Genomic DNA, 24,032 nt, shown 5'->3' with positions numbered 1-24,032 from the left:
CCGCTACTTGATCTCGCAGAGCACGGTGCCCTGCGTGATGGCGGATCCGGCTTCGGCCGCCAGGCCGGTGATGACACCGTCCTTGTGCGCGGTGACGGGGTTCTCCATCTTCATCGCCTCCAGGACGACGACCAGGTCACCGGCGGCGACTTCCTGGCCCTCCTCGACGGCCACCTTGACCACGGTGCCCTGCATGGGCGCGGTCACCGCGTCACCGGACGCCGCCGCGCCGCCGTGGGCGCTGCGCTTGCGGGGCTTCGGCTTCTTCCTGATGGCCCCGGACGCACCGCCGGGAGCACCACCGCCGCCGAGCGCCAGGTCCCCGGGCAGCGAGACCTCCAGGCGGCGACCGCCGACCTCGACGACCACCTTCTGCCGCGGCTGGGCATCTTCTTCATCCAGCGGCTCGCCACCGGTGAAAGGTTCGATGTTGTTCTCGAACTCGGTCTCGATCCAGCGGGTGTGCACCGAGAAGCCGTTCTCGTCGCCGATGAACGCCGGGTCACGAACCACCACGCGGTCGAACGGGATGACCGTGGCCAGCCCTTCGACGTGGAACTCGTCCAGGGCGCGCCGGGCGCGCTCGAGCGCCTCGGTGCGGGTCGCGCCGGTGACGATCAGCTTGGCCAGCATCGAGTCGAACTGACCGCCGATCACCGAACCGGTCTCCACGCCGGAGTCCATCCGGATGCCGGGGCCGGTCGGCGGGTCGAAGCGGGTAACCGGGCCGGGGGCCGGCAGGAAGCCGCGACCGGCGTCCTCGCCGTTGATGCGGAACTCGATCGAGTGGCCGCGCGGCTCGGGGTCCTCGGTGAGGTCCAGCGTCTCGCCGTTGGCGATCCGGAACTGCTCACGCACCAGGTCGATGCCCGAGGTCTCCTCGGTGACGGGGTGTTCCACCTGCAGACGGGTGTTGACCTCCAAGAAGCTGATCAGGCCGTCCTGGCCGACCAGGTACTCCACGGTGCCGGCGCCGTAGTAACCGGCCTCCTTGCAGATCCGCTTGGCGGACTCGTGGATCTCCTTGCGCTGCGCGTCGGTCAGGAACGGCGCCGGGGCCTCCTCGACCAGCTTCTGGAAGCGGCGCTGCAGCGAGCAGTCGCGGGTGCCCGCGACGACGACGTTGCCGTGCTGGTCGGCGATGACCTGGGCCTCGACGTGGCGCGGCTTGTCCAGGTAACGCTCTACGAAGCACTCGCCGCGACCGAAGGCCGCAATCGCCTCGCGGGTGGCCGACTCGAACAGCTCGGGAATCTCTTCGAGCGTGCGCGCCACCTTCATGCCGCGGCCGCCACCGCCGAACGCGGCCTTGATGGCCACCGGCACACCGTGCTCCTTGGCGAACGCCACCACCTCGTCGGCGTCCTTGACCGGGTCCGGGGTGCCGGGCACCAGGGGAGCCTTGGCGCGGGCAGCGATGTGGCGCGCGGTGACCTTGTCGCCGAGGTCGCGGATCGACTGCGGGCTCGGCCCGATCCAGATCAGCCCGGCGTCGATCACGGCCTGGGCGAAGTCGGCGTTCTCGGAGAGGAAGCCGTACCCGGGGTGAATCGCGTTGGCGCCCGACTGGGCCGCGGCGTCGAGGATCTTCTCGAACACCAAGTAGGACTCGGCCGAGGTCTGCCCACCCAGGGCGAAAGCCTCATCGGCGAGCCGGACGTGGGGTGCGTCGGCGTCGGGTTCGGCGTACACGGCCACGCTGGCCAATCCGGCGTCGCGCGCGGCGCGGATCACCCGGACTGCGATCTCTCCGCGGTTGGCGACGAGCACCTTGGAGATCTTCGAGCTGGCATGGTTCGCCACTGGCCCTCCTGATGGCATGTATAAGAAATGTCTTTAAGAATCTAGCTTCAGGCAGTGTAAAGCGCGACCGCTGAACCTGTTCCAGTGCCCCTTACGCGGCGCGTAAATGCCGCTTGATGCGGGTCAACATGGCCGACATACCCCGTAGTCGCAGCGGGCTGATCAGTGCGGCCAGCCCGAGCTGTGACGCGAAATCCTCCGGCACGCCCAGGATGACGTCGGCCGGTTCGCCGTCGAGGCCGGCGGCCCAGATCGATGCGAAGCCGCGCGTCGTCGGCGCCTCGGGAGGCGCGCTGAAATACAGCCGCACCCGTTGCGGGTCGGCGGCATCGACATGCATAAACAACGGCGACTGGCACTCGGGTACCGGTTCCATGGCTGATTCGGTCAGCTCTTCGGGCAGTTCGGGCAGTTCGTCGGCGAATTCGATCAGCAGCTTGAGCTTGTCCTGGCCTTCGACTTCGGCGAAGTCGGACACCACCTGCGCCAATCCCTCCGGCAGGCTCATCAGCTGGCTGCGGCTCCCTGCGCTGCCGCGGGCGCAGCACCCGGCTCCGGGCCGTCGACGATCGGAACCCGCACGGTGTTGCCCCACTCGGTCCAGGAGCCGTCGTAGTTGCGGACGCCCTCCATGCCGAGCAGGTGGGTGAGCACGAACCAGGTGTGGCTGGAGCGTTCCCCGATGCGGCAGTAGGCAACTGGCTTGTCCCCGGGCTGCAGGAACCCGTAGAGCTCTTCCAATTCCTCGCGCTTGCGGAACCGGCCGGCGTCGTCGGCCGCCTTGCTCCACGGAATGGACACCGCGGTGGGGATGTGGCCGCCACGCAGCACACCCTCCTCCGGGTAGTCCGGCATGTGGGTGCGCTCGCCGGTGTACTCCTGCGGCGAGCGGACATCGATCAGCGGCTCGCGGCCGAGGATCTGCAGCACGTCGTCCTTGTAGGCCCGGATCGGGGCGTCGTTGCGCTGCACCACCGGGTAGCCGGTGGTCGTCTTCGACGGGACGTCCAGGGTGGTCTCGCGGCCCGAGGACACCCACAGGTCGCGCCCGCCGTCGAGCAGCCGGACGTCTTCATGGCCGAACAGGGTGAACACCCACAGCGCGTAGGCCGCCCACCAGTTGGACTTGTCGCCGTAGATCACCACGGTGTCGTCGCGGGAGATGCCCTTGCGGTTCATCAGGTCGGCGAACTGCTCCCCGGTGATGTAGTCCCGGACCGGCGCGTCGTTGAGGTCGGTGACCCAGTCGATCTTCACCGCGCCGGGAATGTGGCCGACGTCGTAGAGCAGCACATCCTCGTCGGACTCCACCACGACGAGACCGGATTTACCAAGATTGCCCGCGAGCCAGTCGGCGGTCACCAACCTCTCGGGGTGGGCGTAGGACTGCAGGGCGGGGCTGGGGTCGGCAGGCACTGGCACGTTGTCGAGCCTACCGTGCGAGAGCTCATCTCCGGGCCCGGTGGATCCGCTGTTCGGGCATGAGGTGTGACCGCACCGACGCGACGTTTGACCGGTCGGCCGGCGGGTATGCGCCCCGGAATGAACGGCGTTGTCGGCGCGGCCCGGCTGGCGAGGCTACACGGAGCGTTCAACGTGGTGGGCGGGCTCTGGCCGCTGTTACATCTGCGCAGCTTCGAGGCGGTGCTCGGACCGAAGGTCGACCGCTGGCTGGTGTACACGGTGGCAGGCCTGATGGTCGCTATCGGCACGGCGCAGCTGGCCTCCGCCACCGATGCCGCCGGCGTTCGCCAGGCCCGTCGGCTCGGCGTGGGCACAGCGCTCACGTTGGGCGGTGTGGACGCGGTGTACGCCCCGCGGGGCCGGATCAGCCGCGTCTATCTCGTCGATGCCGTCGCCGAGGTTGGCTGGCTGCTTGCCTGGGTAAGCACCTTGTTCAAGACACGTCCGGAGGTAACCCGGTAAGCCGCAGGGAGCGTTCCATGGCTGCACGCACCGCATTCGGAGTTGTTCCAGACATCGCCGGTGTCGCCAAGCACCAAGCGCAGGTCGTGCTCGGCAAGGCGGTCGAGGTGTTGCGGCGCCGGGAGCGACCACAATCGCTCACCATCGCGGGTGGCCTGGACGCGGCGAAGGAGTTCTTCCGCGACCCCGCCAGGCTCTCCGAGGTGCTCGGCGATATCGCCGAGGTGAAACAGACCGGTGCAGGACGCTTTCGCTGGGAATTCAGCGGCGGGCCGGCCAGCGGCGCCGGGTGGGACTCCGTCCTCGTCGAGGACGACCGGCGGATGCGCTTCGCCGATGTCGACACATCCCGCTCCCGCAGCGAGATCGTTCTCGATTTCGCCAGTGCGCCAAACGATATGGGCACCGAGGTGACTCTGCGGATCAAGGGCCCGATGCCCTCGCTGCTGTCCGGGGCGCTGGCGTTCAAGGCGCTGTATCGCGCCCGGGCGCTGCTGCAGGCCGGGGAGCTGCCGACGATCAGACACAACCCGAGCGCGCGCCGGTCCGCGCGATAGCCGCGGAGGAGAAACGTCATGCGAGCGCTGTGTTGGAACGGGGTCAACGACTTGTCGGTGGAGACGGTGCCCGACCCCGAAATCCTCAACCCGCACGACGCGATCATCAAGGTGAGCCTGTCGACCACCTGCGGATCCGATCTGCACTTCATCGACGGTTACCTGCCGGGGATGCGGGAAGGCGATGTCTTCGGCCACGAATTCATGGGTGAGGTCGTCGAGGTCGGTTCCCAGCTGAGCCAGCCCCGGGTGGGTGAGCGCGTCGTGGTCCCGTCGTTCATCGCCTGCAACCGGTGCTGGTACTGCCGGCACGACCTGTTCTCGCTGTGCGATACCACCAATCCCAATGCCGAACTCCAACAGCCGCTTTTGGGCTACCCAACCGGCGGCATCTACGGCTATACCCATCCGTTCGGCGGCTACCAGGGGTCTCATGCCCAATACATTCGCGTCCCGTTCGGCGACGCGAATTGCTTTGCGGTTCCCGACGATGTCACCGACGAGCAGGCCCTGTTCCTGTCCGATGCGGTACCCACCGGGTACATGGGTGCGGACTTCTGCGAGATCGACGCCGGTGACATCGTCGCCGTGTGGGGCGCCGGGGCGGTCGGGCTGATGGCCGCCCGTGGTGCGCTGCTGTCCGGCGCCGGTCGGGTCATCGTCGTCGACCGGATACCGGAACGACTTGCGCTCGCAGAGCGGCTCGGAGCCGAAACGGTCGACTATTCCGCCGTCGACAGCGTGCAGGAGGTGCTGCGCGAAAGCACCGGGGGACGTGGTCCCGACGCCTGCATCGACGCGGTCGGTATGGAGGGCCACGGCACCGGTCTTCAGCAGCTCTACGACCGCGCCAAACAGTTGCTGCGGCTGGAGACGGACCGGGCCACCGCCTTGCGTCAGGCCATCCTGGGCTGCCGCAAGGGCGGCATCGTCGCGGTGCTGGGGGTGTACGGCCTCACCGACAAGTTCCCCATGGGCGTGGTCACCAACAAAGGACTCACCGTGAAGTCGGCGCAGCAGTACGGCCAGCGCTACATCGCGCAGTTCTTCGACTACATCCAGCAGGGTGATCTGGACCCGGCCGCACTGATCACGCATCGGATGTCGCTTGAGGACGGGGTACGCGCCTACGACTACTTCAAGAACAAAAAGGACGGCTGCATCCGCGTGGTGCTGCAGCCCTAACCGCCGAGATTGCGGACCGCGGTGTTCAACGCCTCGGCTTGTTCCTCGAGTTCCCGCTCCGAGACCGACTGCCGTCCGTCGGTACGTTCGATCAGCTCATCGCGCGACGCGATGCGCAAGGCGCCGCGATACGCCGGTGAGTCCAGCTCGGCGGCGGTCACCGCCTCGACGCGGCCTTCGATCAATACCAGTACGGTGTCGGGCTCGCGCGCGGCGAGCAGTCGCCGTACGTCGTCTGCGCAGATGTCCATCACCCGCACTGACTTCCCCGTCGGGGCGTTGCCTACACCGGATTGGCCGCCCACAGTGCGGCGACGGACAGGCCGGCCCCGGCGAGCAGCGACCGCAGCAACGGCAGGCTGATCCCGATGACACTGGACGGGTCGCCGTCGACGCCGTCGATGAACCAGCCGCCCAGACCGTCCAGGGTGAAGCCGCCGGCCACCCGTAGCGGCTCGCCGGTGGCCAGGTAGGCCTCCAGGTCGTCGTCGGTGGGTGTTCCGAACCGCACCCCGGTGACCACTGTTTCGGCAGCCTGATGGCGTATCGCATTGTCGCGCAACCAGATCAGGCTATGGCCGGTGTAGAGCTGTCCGGCGCGCCCAGCCATGAACTGCCATCGGCGGCGGGCCTCGTCCACCGACGGGGGCTTACCGGCCAACACGCCGTCGATGTAGAGCATCGAATCGCAGCCGATCACCACGCAATCGGTCGCTACGGCTGGATCCAGACGGGCCGCGACGTCTTCGGCCTTGGCTCGCGCCAGGGCCTGCACCACGTCGGCGGGTCGGGCCTCGGGACCCAGGCCCGCTGCCACGGCGTCCTCGTCCACCCCCGAGACCACCACCAGCGGGTCGATTCCGGCGCCGCGCAGCACGGCCAACCGGCCCGAGGAGGCGGACCCGAGGACCAAGCGCGGCGTCGTCACCGGCGCGGCTTGCGGCGCCGGTTCCTCGGCCTCGCTGGCGCTCGGCGTCGTCACCGGCGCAAGTGAGTGCGCTCCAGCAGGGTCACCCGTTGCCAGCTGAACAGCGGATAGCGGAGTTTGTCCACCGGGTGCCCCCACATATTGCGATCCGGCGGGCCGGTTTCAACAGCACCGCCGCCGGCCGCGCCGAGCACCGCGACCAGCGCCGCGAGCTCTTCGTCGGTGGGGTTGCCCTTGAGGACCTGGATGTGCGGCTCGGCGGCTGCGGCAGCCTCCGGGGTGATGGCGCCGCTCTCATCGCCGGCTGCGCTCGCGCCGCTCACAGGGGGATGTTCCCGTGCTTCTTGGGCAGCGGCTGGACGATCTTGCGTTCCAACAGCCGCAGCGACGTCGCGATGTAGCCGCGGGTGTGCGAGGGCGGGATCACCGCGTCGACGTAGCCGCGCTCGGCGGCGACATACGGGTTCACCAAGGTGTCTTCGTACTCCTGCTGCAACTGCAGGCGCAACGCGTCGACGTCTTCGCCGTTCTTCGCGGCTTCCGCCAGCTGCTGGCGGTAGACGAACCCGACCGCGCCGGAAGCGCCCATGACCGCGATCTGGGCGGTCGGCCAGGCCACGTTGACGTCGGCGCCCATCTCCTTGGATCCCATCACGCAGTAGGCACCGCCGTAGGCCTTGCGGGTGATCACGGTGATCTTGGCGACGGTGGCCTCACCGTAGGCGTAGAGCAGCTTGGCGCCGCGCCGGATGATGCCGTTGTACTCCTGCTCGGTGCCGGGCAGGAAGCCGGGCACGTCGACCAGCAGCACGATCGGGATGTTGAAGCAGTCGCAGGTCCGGATGAACCGGGCGGCCTTCTCCGAGGCGTTGATGTCCAGGCAGCCGGCGAACTGCGTGGGCTGGTTGGCCACGATGCCCACCGTGCGCCCGTCGACGCGGCCGAACCCGACGATGATGTTCTGGGCATAACCGGCCTGCACCTCGAGGAACTCGTCGTCGTCGAGGATCCGGGTGATCACCTCGTGCATGTCGTACGGCTGGTTCGGCGAGTCCGGAATCAGCGTGTCCAGTTCGAGGTCCTCGTCGGTGAGGTTGTCCTCGATCGCGCCGTCGGGCGCCGGCACCGCGTAGTGCGGCGGGTCGGCGTAGTTGTTCGGCGGCAGGTAGCTGAGCAGGTCGCGCACGTACTCGAAGGCGTCCTGCTCGCCGGAGGCGACGTAGTGCGCGGTGCCGGACTTGCCCATGTGGGTGTGCGCGCCGCCCAGCTCCTCCTGGGTGACGTCCTCGCCGGTGACGGTCTTGATCACGTCGGGGCCGGTGATGAACATCTGCGAGGTCTGGTCGACCATCACGATGAAGTCGGTCAGGGCGGGGGAGTACACGTGACCGCCGGCGGCCGCCCCCATGATCAGCGAGATCTGCGGGATCACCCCGGAGGCGCGGATGTTGTTGTGGAAGATCTTGCTGTACAGCCCCAGCGAGACCACGCCCTCCTGGATGCGGGCGCCGGCGCCGTCGTTGATGCCGATCAGCGGCCGGCCGGTCTTCATGGCCAGCTCCTGAACCTTGACGATCTTCTCGCCGTACACCTCGCCGAGGCTGCCGCCGAACACGGTGGCGTCCTGGCTGAAGATGCAGACCTCGCGGCCGTCGATGGTCCCGTAGCCGGTGACCACGCCGTCGCCCAGCGGCCGCTTCTCGGCCAGGCCGAAGTTGGTGCTGCGGTGCTTGGCCAGCGCGTCGAGCTCGACGAACGACCCCTCGTCCAACAGGGCGAGGATGCGCTCGCGGGCGGTCAGCTTGCCCTTGGCGTGCACCTTCTCCACCGCGGCTTCACCCACCGGGTGCAGGGTTTCCTCGGTCCGACGCTTGAGGTCGGCAAGCTTGCCTGCGGTGGTGTGGATGTCGACGACGTGCTTGGCCTGGGCTTCTACCGTGGACTCCCCGGAGTGCTCCGTAACACTGGTCATAAGAAATGATCTTAATCGCGGAGCATCGGTTCTCCCGACCGGACCCGGTTAGCCCGACTTTGCCCTCGTCGCCGTGGTGGGGAGGACTTGATCGGTGCGCGGCTGAGGTTGCAGCAGGCGCGGCCGGCCGTGGCGGCCGATCGTTCGAACGCACGTGCCCTCGGCGCTGCGCCCAGGGCGGGGTAACCGAACCAAAACCGTTGTTACGCAAGCAATATATGTGGCTGGTGGGACGCGGTTTATCGCTTCGGTGTCAGCGGGTATGCGGCGGTGATGAAGCCCCGCATCGCGATCACCCATCCGGACCGGGTGCTCTTCCCGGCCTCGGCCACCCACGAAGCGATCACCAAGGGCGACCTGATCGACTACTACGCCGAACTGGCGCCGGTGATGGTGCCGCACCTGGACGGCCGTCCGCTTACGCTGACCCGGTTTCCCGGTGGCATCGACGAGGAAGGGTTCATCCAGCAGAACTTCGCCACGTCGTTGCCGGACTGGATGGACCGGGTCGAGGCCCCCAGAAGGTCCGGTGCGGGATCGGTCGTGCATCCGGTGGTGGGCCGCGACGAGGCGCTGGTATGGGCGGCCAACCAGGACTGCGTCACGCTGCACGCCTGGCTGTCCCGCCGGCCGCAGCTGGACACGCCGGATCGGCTGGTGTTCGACCTGGACCCCGACGACGACGATTTCGCCGTGGTCCGGGCCACCGCCCGCGCGGTGGCCGATGTGCTTCAGGAGCTGGGCATGACGCCCTACGTGCAGACGACGGGGTCGCGGGGACTGCATGTCGTCGCACCGCTGCGGGGCAGCGCCGACTTCGACACGGCTCGCGGGTTCGCCCGCGCCATTGCCGGCCGCGTCGTCGCCGACGACCCGCTGCATCGCACCAGCGAAATCCGCAAGGCCGGCCGCGGCGGCCGGGTGTATGTGGACGTGATGCGCAACGCCTACGGGCAGACAGCGGTCGCGCCGTACGCGGTCCGGGCGCGCCCGGGCGCGCCGGTGGCCACCCCCCTGGAATGGGACGAACTCGACGTGCCCGGCATGCGGCCGGATGGGTTCACCCTGCGTGAGGTGCCCAAGCGGATGTCCGAGCGCGGCGACCCGTGGGCCGACATGCATCGGCACGCCTGCGCGCTGGCCCCGCTGCGAGACCGCCTGGCCAAGCTGGGCGCGTAGCTCAGGCCACGGCCGTCCCGGGTTCGGGGCCCGGCTCGGGTGGTTCGGTGACTTCGGTGACCTCCTTGACGAAGTCGCCGATGTAGCGGATCGCGCGCCGGCCCTCAGGGAGAACGTCGGCGGCTAGCGGGAAATCGTGAATCTGGCCGTCCCACAAGTGCAGATCGCAGGGCACACCCGCGGCAGCGAGTCGCTGCGCCATGACCTCGGCGTCGGGCAGCAGCAGTTCGTCGGAGCTGGCGTGGATGGTGACCGGCGGCAGTGCTGACAGGTCGGCGTCCACCGGCGAAATCACTTGGGCCCGACGGAGATAGCGAGTAAACGCCGGAAGTGCCCCGCGGGGGAACATCGCACACCGGTAGGCGTTGCGGTGCCGCATCTTTGCCGTCGGATCAGCATCGGTGAACGGCGAGACCGTCGCTATGCCAGCAGGTTTCGCAATTCCGGCCTGCAGGGCGGCCAAGGTGGTCATGAACGCCAGATATCCACCCGCGGAGTCACCGGCGACGACGATCTGCTCCGGGTCATACCCGCGTCGGATCAGCCAGCGCAACCCGCTCAGACCGTCGTCGATCGCGTCAGATATGCGGTGCGACGGCAACATTCGGTAGTCGATGTTGACCACGCAGGCGTCCGCGGCGCGGGACAGTCGTGCCACCAGCGAACGGTGGGTGTTGAGCCCGCAGGTCAAGAACGCGCCGCCGTGCAGGTAGAGAATCGCCCGCTGCGCCGGTGTCTCCGCGGCCTGAACCCGTTCCGCGGCACAGTGTCCCAGCCGGAAGGGTTCGACGGTCACGGTCGGTCGATAGGGTACCCAGCCGGCGAACCGGTCAACCGACGCGAGCGGCCACGCGAGATCCGGCCGGATGGCCCACGCGCGCACCACGTTCTTGACGACGAATCGGCTGGCCAGCGCGACCGCCACCGATTGTGCACTGTGACGACGGTGAATTCGCCGCTTGAGCCCCCTGGTGACCATTCGATCTCCTCCTCCACCACTTCGGGTACCCTGCGCTCGGGCGTTTCAACCGGCGCGGCGACGGCACCGGCCCTAGGCTGGCGAAATGAACTTTGCGCCGCCGCTTGACGCCACCGTGTTACGTGACCAGCTCGTCGGGCCGGGTCAACCGTGGCGGGCGCTGGATGTGGTCGCCGAAACCGGGTCGACCAATGCTGATCTGTTGGCCCGCTCGGCTGCAGGCGAGGACATCGACGGTGTGGTGCTGCTGGCCGAACACCAGACGGCCGGCCGCGGGCGGCACGGCCGGCACTGGGTGGCCCCGCCGCGCAGCCAGCTCGCACTGTCGGTCGGGGTCGCCGCGGACACGGTGCCGGCGGCGGGATGGGGCTGGCTGACGCTGGCGACCGGGGTCGCGGTGGCCGATGCGCTCGCCGAAACCTCGGGCCTGCAGGTCGGCTTGAAGTGGCCCAACGACGTCATCGTGGGCGAGGGCAAGTTGGCCGGCATTCTCGCCGAGGTGGCTGCGCCCAAACAGCTCATCGTGGTCGGTCTCGGCCTGAACGTGACCATGACCCCGCAGGAGGCGCCCGATCCGGCGGCGGTCTCGTTGGCCATGCTCGGCGCCTCGGTACTCGACCGGAATCTCTGGGCCGACAAGGTGCTTCGGCACCTGGCGGGCCGGATCGCGGCCTGGCGGGCGGCCGGCGGGGCCGACGACGCGCTGGCGGCCGACTACCGGCGGCACAGCTGCACGCTGGGCGTCCGGGTGCGCGCCGACATGCCCGGAGATCAGCGGGTCGAGGGCCTCGCGGAGGCGATCGACGACACCGGCCGGCTGGTCATCAACACCGGTACCGAAACGGTCACCGTGTCGGCCGGTGACGTCACCCGGCTGCGGCCCGAGGACCCCCGGCGCTAGGACACCACCGTGGGCTATCCGGACAACGTCCTGGCCGAGGACGAACAGGTGGTGCTGCACCGGCACCCGCACGTCAAACGCCTGATCGGGCCGGTGCTGGCCCTGCTGTTGGCGACCGCCTGCGCCGGTTTCGCGTCCGGGCTCGTCAACCCGCGAGCCTGGGACCCGAACGCCAAGAACGTGGTCTTCGGGGTGATCTGGGCGATCTGGCTGGTGGTGGTCGGCTGGCTGGCGCTCTGGCCGTTCCTGACCTGGCTGACCACGCATTTCGTCGTCACCGACCGGCGCGTGATGTACCGGCACGGGCTGCTGACCCGCAGCGGAATCGACATTGCGCTGGCACGGATCAACAGTGTGGAGTTCGTCCACGGGCTGATCGACCGGATGCTGCGTACCGGGACGCTGATCATCGAGTCGGCGTCACAGGAACCGTTGGAGTTCTACGACATTCCGCGCGTGGAACAGGTCCACGCGCTGCTCTATCACGAGGTCTTCGACAACCCGTCGTCCGCTGCGGGCTGATGCCGGGCCGGGCGGCGGAACAGGGTCACCACACCGGTGTCCGGGCCGCCCTCCAGCGTGTCTTCTCGTGCATCCTCCAAGGCCTCGGCGAGCGCGCCGTCCTCGAGCGTCGCGCCCAGCGCCACGTCCGCGCTGCGGGCGAACTCGTCGGGGAAGACCCAGCGCCGGAACGCCCAGAACCGGAACGCCATCTGCAGCAGGTTGCCGATGATGTACGCCGAGATGAAGTCGGCGATGTTCTCGAGGGTCAGCGACACCATCGGCGCCCGCAGCTGCAACACGTAGCTGGAGAACCACAGCGGCGCCATCGACAGCAGCACGCCGACGCCGCTGACCCCGAAGAACAGCAGCGCCTCGTGGTGACGCTCCCGGCCACCCCGGTCCTTGAAGCTCCACTCCCGGTTGAGGATGTAGGACGCGATCACCGCGACGATGCCGGAGATGACCTTGGCGGTGACCGGCTTGGGCTCCAGAACCGTCAGCTTGAGCGTGTAGAACAGCGCCGAGTCGATGACGAAGGTGGTCGCGCCGACAATGGCGAACTTGATCAACTCGTGGTGGCGTTCGGCCAGTGGCCGGATCACCCGCGGCAGGCGAGCGATCGTGGCGTCGGTAAAAGACACAAGTTGCCAGTGTACGGACTCCGCCTGATCGGCGCTTAACGACTGGATAACGACGCAGAGGGCCGACGTGACACGATATTGCCCGTGTCTGTGCCGTCCACACCCCCGCCAGCGCCGCCGGAGAGCGGGCGGTGCCCCCTGGTCGCCATGGTCGGCGGCGGTCAGCTGGCCCGGATGACCCATCAGGCCGCGATCGCACTGGGCCAGCGGCTGCGGGTGCTGGCCGGCGCGGCCGACGAGCCGGCCGCCCAGGTCACGCCCGACGTGGTGATCGGCTCGCACACTGATCTCGATGACCTGCGCCGCGTGGCCTCCGGGGCCACCGTGCTCACCTTCGACCACGAGCACGTGCCGGGTGCGCTGCTGGACAAGCTGGTCGCCGAGGGTGTCAACGTGGCGCCGCCGCCGGCTGCGCTGCTGCACGCCCAGGACAAACTGGTGATGCGTCGCAAGCTGGCCGCGTTGGGCGCACCGGTGCCGCGGTTCGCTGAGATCGAGACGCCGCAGGCGGTCGACGAGTTCGCCGCGCTGACCGGTGGCCCGATGGTGATCAAGGCGGCCCGCGGCGGCTACGACGGGCGCGGGGTGACGATCGTCGACGACGCGGCCGCCGCCCGTGCCGCCGCGGCCGACTACCTGGCCGCCGGGGTACCGGTGCTGGCCGAAGAGCGGGTCGCGATGCGCCGGGAGCTCTCGGCGCTGGTCGCCCGGTCACCGTTCGGCCAGGGCGCGGCCTGGCCGGTGGCGGAGACGGTGCAGGACGACGGGATCTGTGTGACGGTGATCGCGCCCGCACCCGACCTGTCGGCCGAATCAGCCGCTGCCGCACAGCAATTGGCGTTGCAGCTGGCCGAGGAGCTGGGCGTGGTGGGGGTGCTGGCCGTCGAGCTGTTCGAGACCACGGGCGGTGAGTTGCTGATCAACGAGTTGGCGATGCGGCCGCACAACTCCGGGCACTGGACCATGGACGGTGCGGCCACCAGCCAGTTCGAGCAGCATCTGCGCGCGGTGTTGGACTATCCGCTCGGCGCCACCACCCCGGTGGTGCCGGTGACCGTGATGGCCAATGTGCTCGGCGCACCCGAACCGCCGGCGATGACGATGGACGAGCGGCTGCACCACCTGTTTGCCCGCTATCCCGACGCACGCGTGCACCTCTACGGCAAGGACGAGCGGCCCGGCCGCAAGATCGGGCACGTCAACCTGCTCGGTGATGACGCGACGGCGTCGGCGAAGCTGCGTGAGCGGGCCGAAAGCGCGGCACACTGGTTGGCACACGGGCAGTGGACAGATGGATGGAATGCACATGGCTAACAGCCCCCGGGTCGGCGTGATCATGGGCAGCGACAGCGACTGGTCGGTGATGGAAGACGCGGCTCTCGCGCTGGCCGAGTTCGACATCCCGTTCGAGGTCGGCGTGGTCTCGGCGCACCGCACCCCGCAGCGCATGTTCGACTACGCCCGCAACGCCGCCGACCGCGGCATCGAGGTGATCATCGCCGGGGCGGGCGGTGCCGCCCACCTGCCCGGGATGGTGGCGTCGGCCACACCGCTGCCGGTGATCGGGGTCCCGGTTCCGCTGGCCCGGCTGGACGGTTTGGATTCGTTGCTGTCGATCGTGCAGATGCCGGCCGGGGTGCCGGTGGCCACGGTTTCGATCGGCGGCGCACGCAACGCGGGTTTGCTGGCGGTGCGCATTCTGGGCTCCGCCGACGCGGCGCTGCGGGCCCGGATGACGGCGTTCCAGGATCAGTTGGCCGACCTCGTGCTTGCGAAGGACGCCGCGCTTCAAGGTAAAGTTACCGGCGAGTAGCTTAGGAGGCTGTGATGGCTGGGTGGGCCGGGAATCCGTCGTTTGATCTGTTCAAACTTCCCGAGGAGCACGACGAGTTGCGGGCGGCGATTCGGGCGTTGGCAGAGAAGGAGATTGCTCCGTATGCCAAGGAGGTCGATGAGCAGGCGCGGTTCCCCGAGGAGGCGCTGGCGGCGCTGAACGCCTCGGGGTTCAATGCCGTGCACGTGCCCGAGGAGTACGGCGGGCAGGGTGCGGACTCGGTGGCGGCCTGCATCGTGATCGAAGAGGTCGCCCGGGTATGTGCGTCGTCGTCGTTGATTCCGGCGGTGAACAAGCTGGGCACCATGGGGTTGATCCTGGCCGGTTCCGAGGAGCTCAAGGCGCAGGTGTTGCCGGGTCTGGCCGCCGGTGAGGTGATGGCTTCCTACGCTTTGAGTGAGCGGGAGGCCGGCAGTGACGCCGCGTCGATGCGCACCCGCGCCAAGGCCGACGGGGATGACTGGATCCTCAACGGGTCCAAGTGCTGGATCACCAACGGCGGCAAGTCCACCTGGTACACTGTGATGGCGGTGACCGACCCGGATCTGGATGCCAGCGGCATCTCGGCGTTCATGGTGCACATCGATGACGAGGGCTTCACCATCGGGCCCAAAGAGCACAAGCTGGGCATCAAGGGCTCACCGACGACCGAGCTGTATTTCGAGAACTGCCGCATCCCCGGTGACCGGATCATCGGCGAGCCCGGGACCGGGTTCAAGACGGCGTTGCGGACCCTGGATCACACCCGCCCGACCATCGGCGCCCAGGCCGTCGGTATCGCGCAGGGGGCGTTGGACGCGGCGATCGAATACACCAAGGACCGCAAGCAGTTCGGCAAGAACATCGCCACGTTCCAGGGGGTGCAGTTCATGCTCGCCGACATGGCGATGAAGCTGGAGGCGGCGCGGCTGATGGTGTATTCGGCCGCGGCGCGCGCCGAGCGTGGGGAGACCGAGCTGGGCTTCATCTCCGCGGCGAGCAAGTGCTTTGCCTCCGATGTGGCCATGGAGGTCACCACCGATGCGGTGCAGTTGTTCGGCGGGGCGGGTTACACCACCGATTTCCCGGTGGAGCGGATGATGCGTGACGCCAAGATCACCCAGATCTACGAGGGCACCAACCAGATCCAGCGCGTGGTGATGAGCCGGCACCTGCTGCGCTGAGCGACTCGGCGCTAACCCGAAGCCGATGGCGACCACCTCAACTAAGTTGAGGGCACCATGACAGAAGCTGAGCCGGCCCGAACGTCGAGCATCTACCTGGCCGCCGCCGAGGGCGGCACCGGCAAGTCCGCGATCGCGCTGGGCCTGCTGCACGTGTTGGCCGCCTCGTCGGCGCGGGTCGGGGTGTTCCGCCCGATCGTGCGCTCGCTCGATGAGCCCGACGCCCAACTCGAGCTACTGCTGGCGCATGCCACCGCAAAGATCGACGACCGCGGCAGCTGCTGCGGCGTGACCTACCAGCAGGTCTACGCCGACCGGGAAGCCGCGCTGGGTGAGATCGTCGCGCGCTTCCACGAGGTGGCGCGCCAGTGCGACACGGTACTGGTGGTCGGAAGCGACTACACCGATGTCGTCAATCCGAGCGAGTTGACCTTCAACGCCCGCGTCGCGGTGAACCTCGGGGCGCCGCTGGTGTTGGCCATCAACGGTCACCACCGCGATGCGCAGGCCATCGGCGAGATCACCGCACGCTGCCTCGCCGAAGCGGCTGCCGTACACGCGCACCCCGCCGCGGTGATCGCTAACCGCTGCGACCCGGACCGGCTGGCGGACGTCACCGCGGCCCTGGCCGGTATCGGCGGTGACATTCCGGCGTTCGCGGTTCCGGAGGTGGCCCTGCTGGCCGCCCCCACGATGGCCGAACTCTGCACGGCACTGGACGGCACCGTCTACAGCGGTGACCCTGAGCTGCTGCGCCGCGAGGCCCTCAGCGTCATGGTCGGCGGGATGACCGCCGAGAACATCCTGGAGCGGCTAACCGACGGCCAGGTGGTGATCGTGCCGGCCGACCGCTCCGACGTGCTGCTGGCGCTGGTGAACGCCCATGAGGCACAGGGCTTCCCGTCTCTGGCCGGGATCATTCTCAACGGCGGCCTGCTGCCGCACCCGGCGATCGACAAACTGGTCAAGGGGCTGCGGCCCACCCTGCCGCTGATCGCCACCGGCCACCGCACCTACGACACCGCCGAACTGGTGTCGCACACCGGCTCGCGGATCACCGTCGACGCGCTGCGCAAAATCGACACCGCACTGGCGGTGATGGCCGCCCACATCGACGGCGCCGAATTGGCCGAACGGATCCGGGTGCCGGCGTCGACGGTGGTGACCCCACAGATGTTCGAGTACCGGCTGCTCGAGCGCGCCCGCTCCGACCGCCGCCACATCGTGCTCCCCGAAGCGACCGATGACCGGGTCCTGTTGGCGGCCGGTCGATTACTGTCCCGCGGCATCGTCGACCTGACCTTGCTCGGCGTGGAGGACGCAGTGCGCCGGCGCGGCGCCGAACTCGGGGTGGACTTGGCGGCGGCCCAAGTCGTCGACCCGGCCAGCAGCGGCCTGCTGGAATCGTTCGGCGCCGAATACGCCCGACTGCGCGCCCACAAGGGGATGACCGAGGAACGCGCCCGCGAAATCATGCGCGACATCTCCTATTTCGGCACCATGATGGTGCACCTGGGGATCGCCGACGGCATGGTGTCGGGCGCCGCCCACACCACCGCGCACACCATCCGCCCGGCGTTCGAGATCATCCGGACCGCGCCCGGGGTGTCGACGGTCTCCAGTGTCTTTCTGATGTGCCTATCCGACCGGGTGCTGGCGTTCGGCGACTGCGCGGTGGTACCCGACCCGACCGTCGAGCAACTCGCCGACATCGCGATCTCCTCGGCGGCCACCGCGGCCGCGTTCGGCATCGGTCCCCGGGTGGCGCTGCTGTCGTATTCGACCGGTGAATCCGGGGCCGGGGCGGGCGTGGACAAGGTGCGTGCCGCAACGCAATTGGTGCATCAGCGCCGGCCCGATCTGCTCGCCGACGGGCCGATCCAATACGACGCCGCGGTCGACGAACAGGTGGCGGCGGCCAAAATGCCGGACTCGGCGGTGGCCGGGCGGGCCACCGTGCTGGTGTTCCCGGACCTCAACACCGGCAACAACACCTACAAGGCGGTGCAGCGCAGCGCCGGTGCGGTGGCGATCGGGCCGGTGCTCCAGGGATTGGCCAAACCGGTCAACGACTTGTCCCGCGGCGCACTGGTCGACGACATCGTCTACACGGTCGCGATCACCGCGATCCAGGCGCAGGAGGCGGCTCAGTGACCGTCGGCGGCACCGGGCTGGTGTTGGTGCTCAACTCCGGCTCCTCGTCGATCAAGTTCCAGGTGGTCGATCCGGTGGCCGGCACCGCGGTGGTCTCGGGACTGGTCGAACAGATCGGTGAGCCGGAGGGGGCGATACCCGATCACGCCGCCGGCCTGCGCCTGATTCACCGCCGGCTCGTCGAGTCCGGCGTTGACCTCGGCGCGGTCCGGGCAGTCGGGCATCGGGTGGTGCACGGCGGCACCAAGTTTCACACGCCGACGCTGATCACCGACGCGGTGCTGGCTGAGATCGAGCGGCTCGCCGAGCTGGCGCCACTGCACAACCCGCCCAACGCGATCGGCATCGAGGTGGCGCGCGCCGACTTCCCGGATGTGCCGCACGTGGCGGTGTTCGACACCGGTTTTTTCCATTCGCTGCCGCCGGCCGCCGCCACCTATGCGATTGACCGCGAGGTGGCACGCGACCACGGGATCCGCCGGTATGGGTTTCACGGCACCTCGCACGAGTACGTCTCCGGCCAAGTGGCGGTGCTGCTGGACGCCGACCCCGGCGCGCTCAACACGATCGTGCTGCACCTGGGCAACGGCGCATCGGCGTCGGCGGTACGCGGCGGGGTGGCGGTGGAGACCTCCATGGGGCTGACCCCGTTGGAGGGTCTGGTGATGGGGACCCGCTGCGGCGACATCGATCCGGGCGTGCTGATGCACCTGCGGCGCACCGCCGGGATGGGGGTGGAACAGCTCGACGAACTGCTCAACCGGCGCTCCGGGCTCAAGGGAATGTGCGGGATCAACGACTTCCGGGAGCTGCTCGAACGCATCGACGAGGGTTCGGCACCGGCAAAGCTGGCCTACGACGTCTACATCCACCGGCTGCGAAAATACGTCGGCGCCTACCTGGCGGTGCTCGGCCGTGTCGACGCGATCGCCTTCACCGCGGGGGTGGGGGAGAACGTCGCCGCGGTGCGCGAGGACACGCTGGCCGGCCTGGACGGACTGGGCATCGTCGTCGACCCCGAACGCAACCGCACCGGCAAGGGCGCCCGGGTCATCTCCGCCGACGGCTCGCGCACCACCGTGCTGGTGGTCCCCACCAACGAGGAGCTCGCGATCGCCCGCGCCGCATGGGAATTCGTGTAACGGCCATGCGCCAGGATCCGGATGCGACCGTGCCGCTGTGGTGGGCGGCGCAGCTGTTCCGCTTGCTCAGTTGCCTCTACGCCCTCGGCTTTCAGATCGCGATCAACGACGACCTGACCCGGCCCGGGATGGCCTGGCTGCTGTTCGCGGTGCTGATCGCCTGGAGCATCGCGTGCGCGATCGCCTACCTGCGCGGCTTCGGCCGGCGCCCGGGCTGGGTGATCGCCGAGTTGGTCGTCGTGGTGGCGCTGATGCTGACCACCGAACTGGTCGCCTCCCGGTCCTGGGCGCTGGACAACCAGACCTGGCCGACGACGCTGTGGGCCAGCAACGCGGTCATCTCGGCGGCCCTGCAGTTCGGTCCGGCCGGCGGCCTGCCCGCCGCGGTGGTGATCACTGCCGCCAGCGCGTTCGTGAAGGGCTATGTGAGCCTGAACTTCGGCCGCAACGCCACGGTGATCGTCGAATTGGCGCTCGCGCTGGCGGTGGGCATGGCCGCCCAGACGGCCCGTCGCGCGCACGACGAGCTGCAACGCGCGGCCCGGCTCACCGCGGCCACCGAGGAACGCGAACGGCTGTCTCGCCACGTCCACGACGGCGCCATTCAGGTGCTGGCGCTGGTCGCTCGCCGCGGCCGGGAGATCGGCGGCGGCGCAGCGGAATTGGCGGAACTGGCCGGCGAGCAGGAGCGCGCGCTGCGGCGGCTGGTGAGTTCGGCGGAGTTCGCCCTGGAAACCGCCGCCGACACCATCGATCTGCGGGCCCTGCTGAGCCGCCGCGGGGACGACCGGGTGTCGATCAGCCTGCCCGCCACCCCGGTGATGCTGCGCCGGCGACGGCGCCCGGGCCTTCGTGCTCTGCGAGGACCTCGGCGAGGCCGTGACCGTCAGCGTGCGCGACGACGGGGTGGGCATCGCCGCCGGCCGATTGGCAGAGGCGGTCCGCCAAGGCCGCATCGGGGTCTCGAAGTCGATCGTGGGCCGGCTGGCGGCGCTGGGCGGCAGCGCCGTGCTGCACACCGAGGTCGGGGAGGGAACCGAATGGGAACTGAACATCCCACGGTGATGGTCGTCGACGACCATCCGATCTGGCGGGACGCGGTGGCCCGCGACCTGGCCGAGGCGGGCTTCACCGTGGTCGCCACCGCTGACGGGGTGGCCACCGCGCGCCGCCGGGCCGAGGTGGTCAGACCCGATGTGGTGGTGATGGACATGCGACTGGCCGACGGCGACGGTGTGGCGGCCACGACCGCGGTGCTGCAGGCCTGCCCGTCGACGCGAGTCTTGGTGCTGTCGGCCTCCGACGAGCGCGACGACGTGCTGCAGGCCGTCAAAGCCGGCGCCACCGGATACCTGGTCAAAAGCGCCTCGCGCGACGAGCTCACCGCCGCGGTGCAGGCCACGGCCGCCGGGCGGGCGGTGTTCACCCCCGGCCTGGCCGGGCTGGTGCTGGGCGAATACCGTCGGCTGTCGCGCAGCCGGGACTGCGGGCCGGCGACTCCGGCGCTGACCGAGCGGGAGACCGAGGTGCTGCGCTATGTGGCAAAAGGGCTGTCCGCCAAGCAGATCGCGGCGAAGCTGTCGTTGAGCCACCGCACCGTGGAGAACCACGTGCAGGCGACGTTTCGCAAGCTGCAGGTCGCCAACCGGGTGGAGCTCACCCGGTATGCCATCGAGCACGGTCTGGACCAATAGCCGCCCAGATCAGGTAGTCCTACTCATCCGCGCGGCCCGGGAAACCGGCATCGTCACAGCCATGACCGAATCACGTGCCACGACCCTGCCGCTGGGTTTCCCCGGACCCGCCGAACTGGCCGCCGCGACACCGCCCGAACGCGACCGCGCCGTCGACGTCATGCGGATTACCGCGCTGATCGGCGTGGTGACCGGCCACACCGTGATGGCCACCAGCGTCATCCGCGACGGCGTACTGATCTGGGACAACCTGCTCACCACCTCGACGGCGTTGCAGGCGCTGACCTGGATCTTCCAGATCATGCCGCTGTTCTTCTTCGCCGGCGCCGCGGCGTGTGTGACCTCGTGGCGACCCGATGCCGACTGGGGCGCCTGGCTGATGAAACGTTGCCTGCGACTGTTCCGCCCGGTCTTCTACTACCTGGCGTTCTGGGCCTGCGCCCTGACCGTGCTGCACCCGGTGTTGCCCCGGCACGTCTACGAACCGGTGGCCGGGGTCAGCATCCAGCTGCTGTGGTTCCTCGGCGCCTACGTGCTGGTGTTGGCCGCGATGCCGCTGCTCTACCGGGTGACCACCCCGGCTCGCCTGGCCGCGGGGGTGGCCGGCATCTACGCCGGCATCGCCGTCGTCGATGTGCTCCGGGTACATTGGCCGGCGCTGGCGCCGCTGGGCTATCTCAACCTCGCCGTCTGGCTCATTCCCGCGATGTTCGGGGTGGCCTACCGGCGCGGGCTGTTGGCCCGGCGGGCGCCGCTGGCCGTGGCGGCGGCGCTGCTGGCGGTCAACGTGGGGCTGCTGTGGTTCGGCCCCTACCAGCCGAGCATGGTCGGCACCGGAGCCGATCGGCTCTCCAACACCAGCCCGCCCTCGCTGCTGCTGGCCGGGCACGCGATCGTCATGAGCGCCCTGGCGATCTGGGCGGCACCGGCGATCACCCGGTGGGCGCAGCGCCCACGGGTGTGGTGGCTGACCGCGATCGGCAACTCCGGGGCGATGACGCTGTACCTGTGGCACATTCCGGTGCTGCTGGGCGTGCATCTGCTCTTCGACGGCCTGGGCCTGCCGCGGTATCCGGGCCTGCCGCACTTCGTGGCGTTGAGCGTGGTGCAGCTGCTGGCGGTGGCCGCGGCGGTGGCGGTGGCGTTCGTGGTGCTGCGGCCCCTGGAGAACACCCCACTGCCGGGCTGGGACGCCCCGGTAGCGGTGGCGCCGGGCCGCAGCGCGGCCGTGGGCGCACTGATGATGGTGGCCGGGGCGGCGACGCTGGTCGGCATCAAGTGGGGGCTCAAGGACGACGGGCTGATCTGTGTCGCGGTGCTGCTGACCGCACTGGTGGGCGCCCGGGTGCTGGCTAGTCAGCCCTCGGCGTGCCGGCGAGACAGCCAGCTGATCAGCCGCCCGACCAGGATCAGCAACAGCACGAAGACGATCAGCAGAAACGCCGCGTTATAGGACAGGTCGCGGGCCGACTTCGACGGCAGGTTGTAGAACGTCCAGATCGGATAGGTCAGGTAGCCGACCGGGGAGTGGGTGAGTTCGCCCGTCGGCGCGGTGTTGGACCAGCCCGCGGTGTAGAGCATCGGTGCCGTCTCGCCGATCGCCAGCGCCAGCGCCACCAGCATTCCCGTGACGATCCCCGGGGTCGCCGATTTCAGCACGATCTTGCGCAGCGTCCAGCCGACCGGCAGGCCGAGTGCCTCGGCGCCCTCCCGGTAGGACGTCGGAACCTGACCGAGCGCAGACTCGGTGGCCTTGGTGATGTAGGGGATGGACAGCACCGACAGCGTCAGCACCCCGGCGGCCAGGGAGAACCCCCACCCGAAGAACACCACCAGCGCCAGGTAACCGACATAGCCCAGCACGATCGATGGGATGCCGGCCAGCACTTCGTAGGCGCCGCGCAGGATGGACTTCGTTCTGCCGTGGGCGAATTCGGACAGATACAAGCCGGTGAGCACGCTGACGGTGCCGCCCACCAGCAACACCCCGAGCCCCAGCACCGCGGTGCCGATGATCGCGTTGCGCAGACCGCCGCCGTTGCCGCGGGTGTTGTCGGTCAGCACATGCCAGTCGAACACCGGCAGGGCGCGCCCGACGACCTCGATCAGCATCCACAGCGTCGGCACCACCACCACCGCCAGGCAGAGCGCGCAACCCGACCAGAACGCAACGTTGACGATCTTGCGGCTGTTCATCGCTAGACTCCCCGGCCCACCGGCAGCGCGGTCCCCGACACCCGGCGCACCAGGATGCGCGCGGCGATATTGGTGAGCAGCGTGATCACCATTAGCACCAGACTCGCCTCGGCCAGTGTCTTCACCGCAAAGTCGGTGAAGTCCGTCATCGCCGAATCAAGCTGGGAGACAACGGTGGCGGCGATCGTGGTCATGGTGGAGTAGATGGTGGTCGGCATGGTGCCCAGCACGGCGCCGGAGACCATCGCCACCGCCATCGTCTCGCCGAGCGCCCGCCCGAGCCCCAGCACGATCGCCCCGACGATGCCGCTGGACACCCACGGCAGCGTGACCCGGCGGGCGCACTCGAAGTCGGTCATCCCCAACGCGAGTGCGCCCTCGCGGGGCAGCAGCGGCACCTGCCGGATCAGGTCGCGACTGGTGCTGGCGATGATCGGGATGACCATCACCGCCAGCACCAGCCCGGACACCAGCAGTCCTTCCCCGTGACCTGGGTCGCCGCGAAAGTAGCGCAGCAGCGGCACATCCGGGGCGTTATGGGCGATCACCGGCGCGACGTGATGAGCGATGAACGGCCCGAACGTCATGGCGCCCCAGAGTCCGACGATGACGCTGGGGATTCCGGCCAGCAGTTCCAGCACCATCCCGACCGCCGACGCGAGCCCTTTCGGCAGCCGCTCCGCGATCAGCAGGGCCGCCCCGATCGACACCGGAACCGCGATCACCAGAGCGATCGCCGAGGTGGCCAGGGTGCCGACGATCAACGGCAGCGCCCCGTAGTAGGCGCCGGTCGGGTGCTCGACGCCGCGGGTGACCGTCGCCGAACCGTAGGTGTTGCCCGGGTTCCAGTCGGTCGCGGTGAAAAAGTGCACCCCGTTGACGGCGATCGCGGGTAGCGCCTCGATCAGCAGCGTCGCCAGCACGAACAGCAGTGCCAGCAGCGGGATCGCGGCACCCGCCGCGCCCAGCAGGGCGACGGCACGGCCCTGCTGGGCCCCGGAAGGCGCTCCGGTGCGGCCCACAGCCGGCTTTACTCGGCGCTGATCTTGGCGATCTGGGCCTGCGACTGTTTGGCGACGGCGTCGGGCAGCGGCTGGAAGTGCACCTTGTCCAGGAAGGTGGGAGCGTTGCCGTCGGTGATCGCCCAGTGCAGGAAGGCCTGCAGGGTTTGCGCGGTGGCGGCATCCTTTTGGTGGGCGTTGACGATCGCGTACTCGTAGTTGACGATCGGGTAGGCGTCGGGGGCGGGGCCGTTGATCAGCGAGACGGCCTGG

General features: G+C 69.0%; 24 protein-coding genes and 2 pseudogenes. 14 read left to right on the top strand and 12 right to left on the bottom strand.

The window, feature by feature from the left end; translation table 11 throughout:
- Positions 1-3: 3 nt before the first annotated feature.
- The 3 genes from A5694_RS10400 to A5694_RS10390 form a co-directional block, all read right to left on the bottom strand.
- Entirely contained in the window at positions 4-1,803 is a 1,800-nt protein-coding gene (locus tag A5694_RS10400; protein WP_064921758.1) for an acetyl/propionyl/methylcrotonyl-CoA carboxylase subunit alpha, read from the bottom strand.
- Between the two features lie 91 nt (positions 1,804-1,894).
- Positions 1,895-2,311, bottom strand: coding sequence for a SufE family protein (locus tag A5694_RS10395; RefSeq protein ID WP_064921757.1), 417 nt, complete (start codon positions 2,309-2,311; stop codon positions 1,895-1,897).
- Positions 2,311-3,225, bottom strand: a complete 915-nt coding sequence (locus A5694_RS10390; RefSeq protein WP_064921756.1) for a sulfurtransferase — start codon at positions 3,223-3,225, stop codon at positions 2,311-2,313. The genes A5694_RS10395 and A5694_RS10390 overlap by 1 nt, the downstream gene beginning before the upstream one ends.
- 120 nt (positions 3,226-3,345) lie before the next feature.
- On the opposite strand from A5694_RS10390, the gene A5694_RS10385 reads away from it, so the two are divergent.
- From A5694_RS10385 to A5694_RS10375, 3 genes are read left to right on the top strand one after another with little or no spacing between them, the layout of a single operon-like run.
- Positions 3,346-3,729, top strand: a complete 384-nt coding sequence (locus A5694_RS10385; protein WP_064921755.1) for a hypothetical protein — start codon at positions 3,346-3,348, stop codon at positions 3,727-3,729.
- Between the two features lie 17 nt (positions 3,730-3,746).
- On the top strand, positions 3,747-4,286 hold the full coding sequence (locus tag A5694_RS10380; RefSeq protein ID WP_064921754.1) for a hypothetical protein: 540 nt from the start codon (positions 3,747-3,749) through the stop codon (positions 4,284-4,286).
- An 18-nt stretch (positions 4,287-4,304) separates the two neighbouring features.
- On the top strand, positions 4,305-5,471 hold the full coding sequence (locus A5694_RS10375; protein WP_064921753.1) for a zinc-dependent alcohol dehydrogenase: 1,167 nt from the start codon (positions 4,305-4,307) through the stop codon (positions 5,469-5,471).
- Here the strand turns inward: A5694_RS10375 and A5694_RS10370 are convergent.
- The 4 genes from A5694_RS10370 to A5694_RS10355 are packed head-to-tail and all read right to left on the bottom strand — an operon-like array spanning position 5,468 to position 8,371.
- Positions 5,468-5,722: a hypothetical protein gene (locus tag A5694_RS10370; RefSeq protein ID WP_064921752.1), complete on the bottom strand. Its 255-nt coding sequence runs from the start codon at positions 5,720-5,722 to the stop codon at positions 5,468-5,470. The genes A5694_RS10375 and A5694_RS10370 overlap by 4 nt on opposite strands.
- A 32-nt stretch (positions 5,723-5,754) precedes the next feature.
- Positions 5,755-6,399 (bottom strand): Maf family protein, encoded by a 645-nt coding sequence (locus tag A5694_RS10365; protein ID WP_064921816.1) that lies wholly within the window; start codon positions 6,397-6,399, stop codon positions 5,755-5,757.
- Between the two features lie 50 nt (positions 6,400-6,449).
- Entirely contained in the window at positions 6,450-6,722 is a 273-nt protein-coding gene (locus A5694_RS10360) for an acyl-CoA carboxylase subunit epsilon (RefSeq protein WP_064921751.1), read from the bottom strand.
- Positions 6,719-8,371 (bottom strand): acyl-CoA carboxylase subunit beta, encoded by a 1,653-nt coding sequence (locus A5694_RS10355; RefSeq protein ID WP_064921750.1) that lies wholly within the window; start codon positions 8,369-8,371, stop codon positions 6,719-6,721. The genes A5694_RS10360 and A5694_RS10355 overlap by 4 nt, the downstream gene beginning before the upstream one ends.
- Before the next feature lie 273 nt (positions 8,372-8,644).
- Between A5694_RS10355 and ligD the strand changes: the two genes are divergently transcribed.
- Entirely contained in the window at positions 8,645-9,550 is a 906-nt protein-coding gene (gene ligD / locus A5694_RS10350) for a non-homologous end-joining DNA ligase (RefSeq protein ID WP_207515977.1), read from the top strand.
- Position 9,551: 1 nt separating this feature from the next.
- Here ligD and A5694_RS10345 read toward each other — a convergent pair whose 3' ends face one another.
- Entirely contained in the window at positions 9,552-10,529 is a 978-nt protein-coding gene (locus A5694_RS10345; protein WP_064921748.1) for an alpha/beta hydrolase, read from the bottom strand.
- An 85-nt stretch (positions 10,530-10,614) separates the two neighbouring features.
- On the opposite strand from A5694_RS10345, the gene A5694_RS10340 reads away from it, so the two are divergent.
- Together A5694_RS10340 and A5694_RS10335 are read left to right on the top strand one after the other, a co-directional pair.
- Positions 10,615-11,430 carry a biotin--[acetyl-CoA-carboxylase] ligase gene (locus A5694_RS10340; RefSeq protein ID WP_064921747.1) on the top strand — a complete coding sequence of 272 codons (816 nt, stop codon included), beginning with the start codon at positions 10,615-10,617 and terminating at the stop codon, positions 11,428-11,430.
- Positions 11,431-11,439: 9 nt separating this feature from the next.
- The gene (locus A5694_RS10335; protein ID WP_064921746.1) at positions 11,440-11,952 is read left to right on the top strand and encodes a PH domain-containing protein; all 513 of its coding nucleotides are present in this window, start codon (positions 11,440-11,442) and stop codon (positions 11,950-11,952) included.
- Here A5694_RS10335 and A5694_RS10330 read toward each other — a convergent pair.
- Positions 11,913-12,575 carry a GtrA family protein gene (locus tag A5694_RS10330; protein WP_064921745.1) on the bottom strand — a complete coding sequence of 221 codons (663 nt, stop codon included), beginning with the start codon at positions 12,573-12,575 and terminating at the stop codon, positions 11,913-11,915. The two genes, A5694_RS10335 and A5694_RS10330, sit on opposite strands and share 40 nt — an antisense overlap.
- 84 nt (positions 12,576-12,659) lie before the next feature.
- Between A5694_RS10330 and A5694_RS10325 the strand changes: the two genes are divergently transcribed.
- The 8 genes and pseudogenes from A5694_RS10325 (at position 12,660) to A5694_RS10290 (ending at position 22,015) form a co-directional block, all read left to right on the top strand.
- On the top strand, positions 12,660-13,889 hold the full coding sequence (locus tag A5694_RS10325) for a 5-(carboxyamino)imidazole ribonucleotide synthase (RefSeq protein WP_082952607.1): 1,230 nt from the start codon (positions 12,660-12,662) through the stop codon (positions 13,887-13,889).
- Entirely contained in the window at positions 13,882-14,388 is a 507-nt protein-coding gene (purE, locus tag A5694_RS10320) for a 5-(carboxyamino)imidazole ribonucleotide mutase (RefSeq protein ID WP_065019125.1), read from the top strand. The genes A5694_RS10325 and purE overlap by 8 nt, the downstream gene beginning before the upstream one ends.
- Before the next feature lie 14 nt (positions 14,389-14,402).
- Positions 14,403-15,572, top strand: coding sequence for an acyl-CoA dehydrogenase (locus tag A5694_RS10315; protein WP_064921742.1), 1,170 nt, complete (start codon positions 14,403-14,405; stop codon positions 15,570-15,572).
- A gap of 57 nt (positions 15,573-15,629) precedes the next feature.
- On the top strand, positions 15,630-17,726 hold the full coding sequence (gene pta / locus A5694_RS10310; RefSeq protein ID WP_064921741.1) for a phosphate acetyltransferase: 2,097 nt from the start codon (positions 15,630-15,632) through the stop codon (positions 17,724-17,726).
- A complete protein-coding gene (locus tag A5694_RS10305; RefSeq protein WP_064921740.1) occupies positions 17,723-18,868 on the top strand; it encodes an acetate kinase in 1,146 nt (381 codons plus the stop codon). Before pta ends, A5694_RS10305 begins: the two co-directional genes overlap by 4 nt.
- A pseudogene (macS, locus tag A5694_RS10300) lies at positions 18,859-19,933 on the top strand (MacS family sensor histidine kinase). Before A5694_RS10305 ends, macS begins: the two are co-directional and overlap by 10 nt.
- Positions 19,909-20,562 (top strand): response regulator, encoded by a 654-nt coding sequence (locus tag A5694_RS10295; RefSeq protein ID WP_064921739.1) that lies wholly within the window; start codon positions 19,909-19,911, stop codon positions 20,560-20,562. Before macS ends, A5694_RS10295 begins: the two are co-directional and overlap by 25 nt.
- Positions 20,563-20,623: 61 nt before the next feature.
- On the top strand, positions 20,624-22,015 hold the full coding sequence (locus A5694_RS10290; protein WP_082952606.1) for an acyltransferase family protein: 1,392 nt from the start codon (positions 20,624-20,626) through the stop codon (positions 22,013-22,015).
- On the opposite strand, the gene pstA is transcribed toward A5694_RS10290, so the two are convergent.
- The 3 genes and pseudogenes from pstA to A5694_RS10275 all read right to left on the bottom strand — a co-directional run.
- On the bottom strand, positions 21,919-22,758 hold the full coding sequence (pstA, locus tag A5694_RS10285; RefSeq protein WP_064921738.1) for a phosphate ABC transporter permease PstA: 840 nt from the start codon (positions 22,756-22,758) through the stop codon (positions 21,919-21,921). The genes A5694_RS10290 and pstA overlap by 97 nt on opposite strands.
- Positions 22,759-22,760: 2 nt before the next feature.
- Positions 22,761-23,729: a phosphate ABC transporter permease subunit PstC gene (gene pstC / locus A5694_RS10280; RefSeq protein WP_419179695.1), complete on the bottom strand. Its 969-nt coding sequence runs from the start codon at positions 23,727-23,729 to the stop codon at positions 22,761-22,763.
- 59 nt (positions 23,730-23,788) lie between these two features.
- Positions 23,789-24,032, bottom strand: a pseudogene (locus A5694_RS10275) (phosphate ABC transporter substrate-binding protein PstS); the annotation flags it as partial.

This window comes from Mycolicibacter sinensis (assembly GCF_001667945.1).
GTDB classification, from domain to species: domain Bacteria; phylum Actinomycetota; class Actinomycetes; order Mycobacteriales; family Mycobacteriaceae; genus Mycobacterium; species Mycobacterium sinense_B.
The sequence above is the reverse complement of the archived record's forward strand: the minus strand, read 5'-3'. Positions and strand labels throughout refer to the sequence as shown.

Bases quoted from the DNA above. Each gene is read 5' to 3' on its own strand.
- A5694_RS10295 (WP_064921739.1), top strand. From the start codon at position 19,909: ATGGGAACTGAACATCCCACGGTGATGGTCGTCGACGACCATCCGATC.
- A5694_RS10385 (WP_064921755.1), top strand. From the start codon at position 3,346: ATGAACGGCGTTGTCGGCGCGGCCCGGCTGGCGAGGCTACACGGAGCG.
- A5694_RS10290 (WP_082952606.1), top strand. From the start codon at position 20,624: ATGACCGAATCACGTGCCACGACCCTGCCGCTGGGTTTCCCCGGACCC.
- A5694_RS10370 (WP_064921752.1), bottom strand. From the start codon at position 5,722: ATGGACATCTGCGCAGACGACGTACGGCGACTGCTCGCCGCGCGCGAG.
- A5694_RS10315 (WP_064921742.1), top strand. From the start codon at position 14,403: ATGGCTGGGTGGGCCGGGAATCCGTCGTTTGATCTGTTCAAACTTCCC.
- A5694_RS10355 (WP_064921750.1), bottom strand. From the start codon at position 8,371: ATGACCAGTGTTACGGAGCACTCCGGGGAGTCCACGGTAGAAGCCCAG.
- A5694_RS10345 (WP_064921748.1), bottom strand. From the start codon at position 10,529: ATGGTCACCAGGGGGCTCAAGCGGCGAATTCACCGTCGTCACAGTGCA.
- purE (WP_065019125.1), top strand. From the start codon at position 13,882: ATGGCTAACAGCCCCCGGGTCGGCGTGATCATGGGCAGCGACAGCGAC.
- pstA (WP_064921738.1), bottom strand. From the start codon at position 22,758: ATGAACAGCCGCAAGATCGTCAACGTTGCGTTCTGGTCGGGTTGCGCG.
- A5694_RS10375 (WP_064921753.1), top strand. From the start codon at position 4,305: ATGCGAGCGCTGTGTTGGAACGGGGTCAACGACTTGTCGGTGGAGACG.
- ligD (WP_207515977.1), top strand. From the start codon at position 8,645: ATGAAGCCCCGCATCGCGATCACCCATCCGGACCGGGTGCTCTTCCCG.
- A5694_RS10395 (WP_064921757.1), bottom strand. From the start codon at position 2,311: ATGAGCCTGCCGGAGGGATTGGCGCAGGTGGTGTCCGACTTCGCCGAA.
- A5694_RS10340 (WP_064921747.1), top strand. From the start codon at position 10,615: ATGAACTTTGCGCCGCCGCTTGACGCCACCGTGTTACGTGACCAGCTC.
- pta (WP_064921741.1), top strand. From the start codon at position 15,630: ATGACAGAAGCTGAGCCGGCCCGAACGTCGAGCATCTACCTGGCCGCC.
- A5694_RS10380 (WP_064921754.1), top strand. From the start codon at position 3,747: ATGGCTGCACGCACCGCATTCGGAGTTGTTCCAGACATCGCCGGTGTC.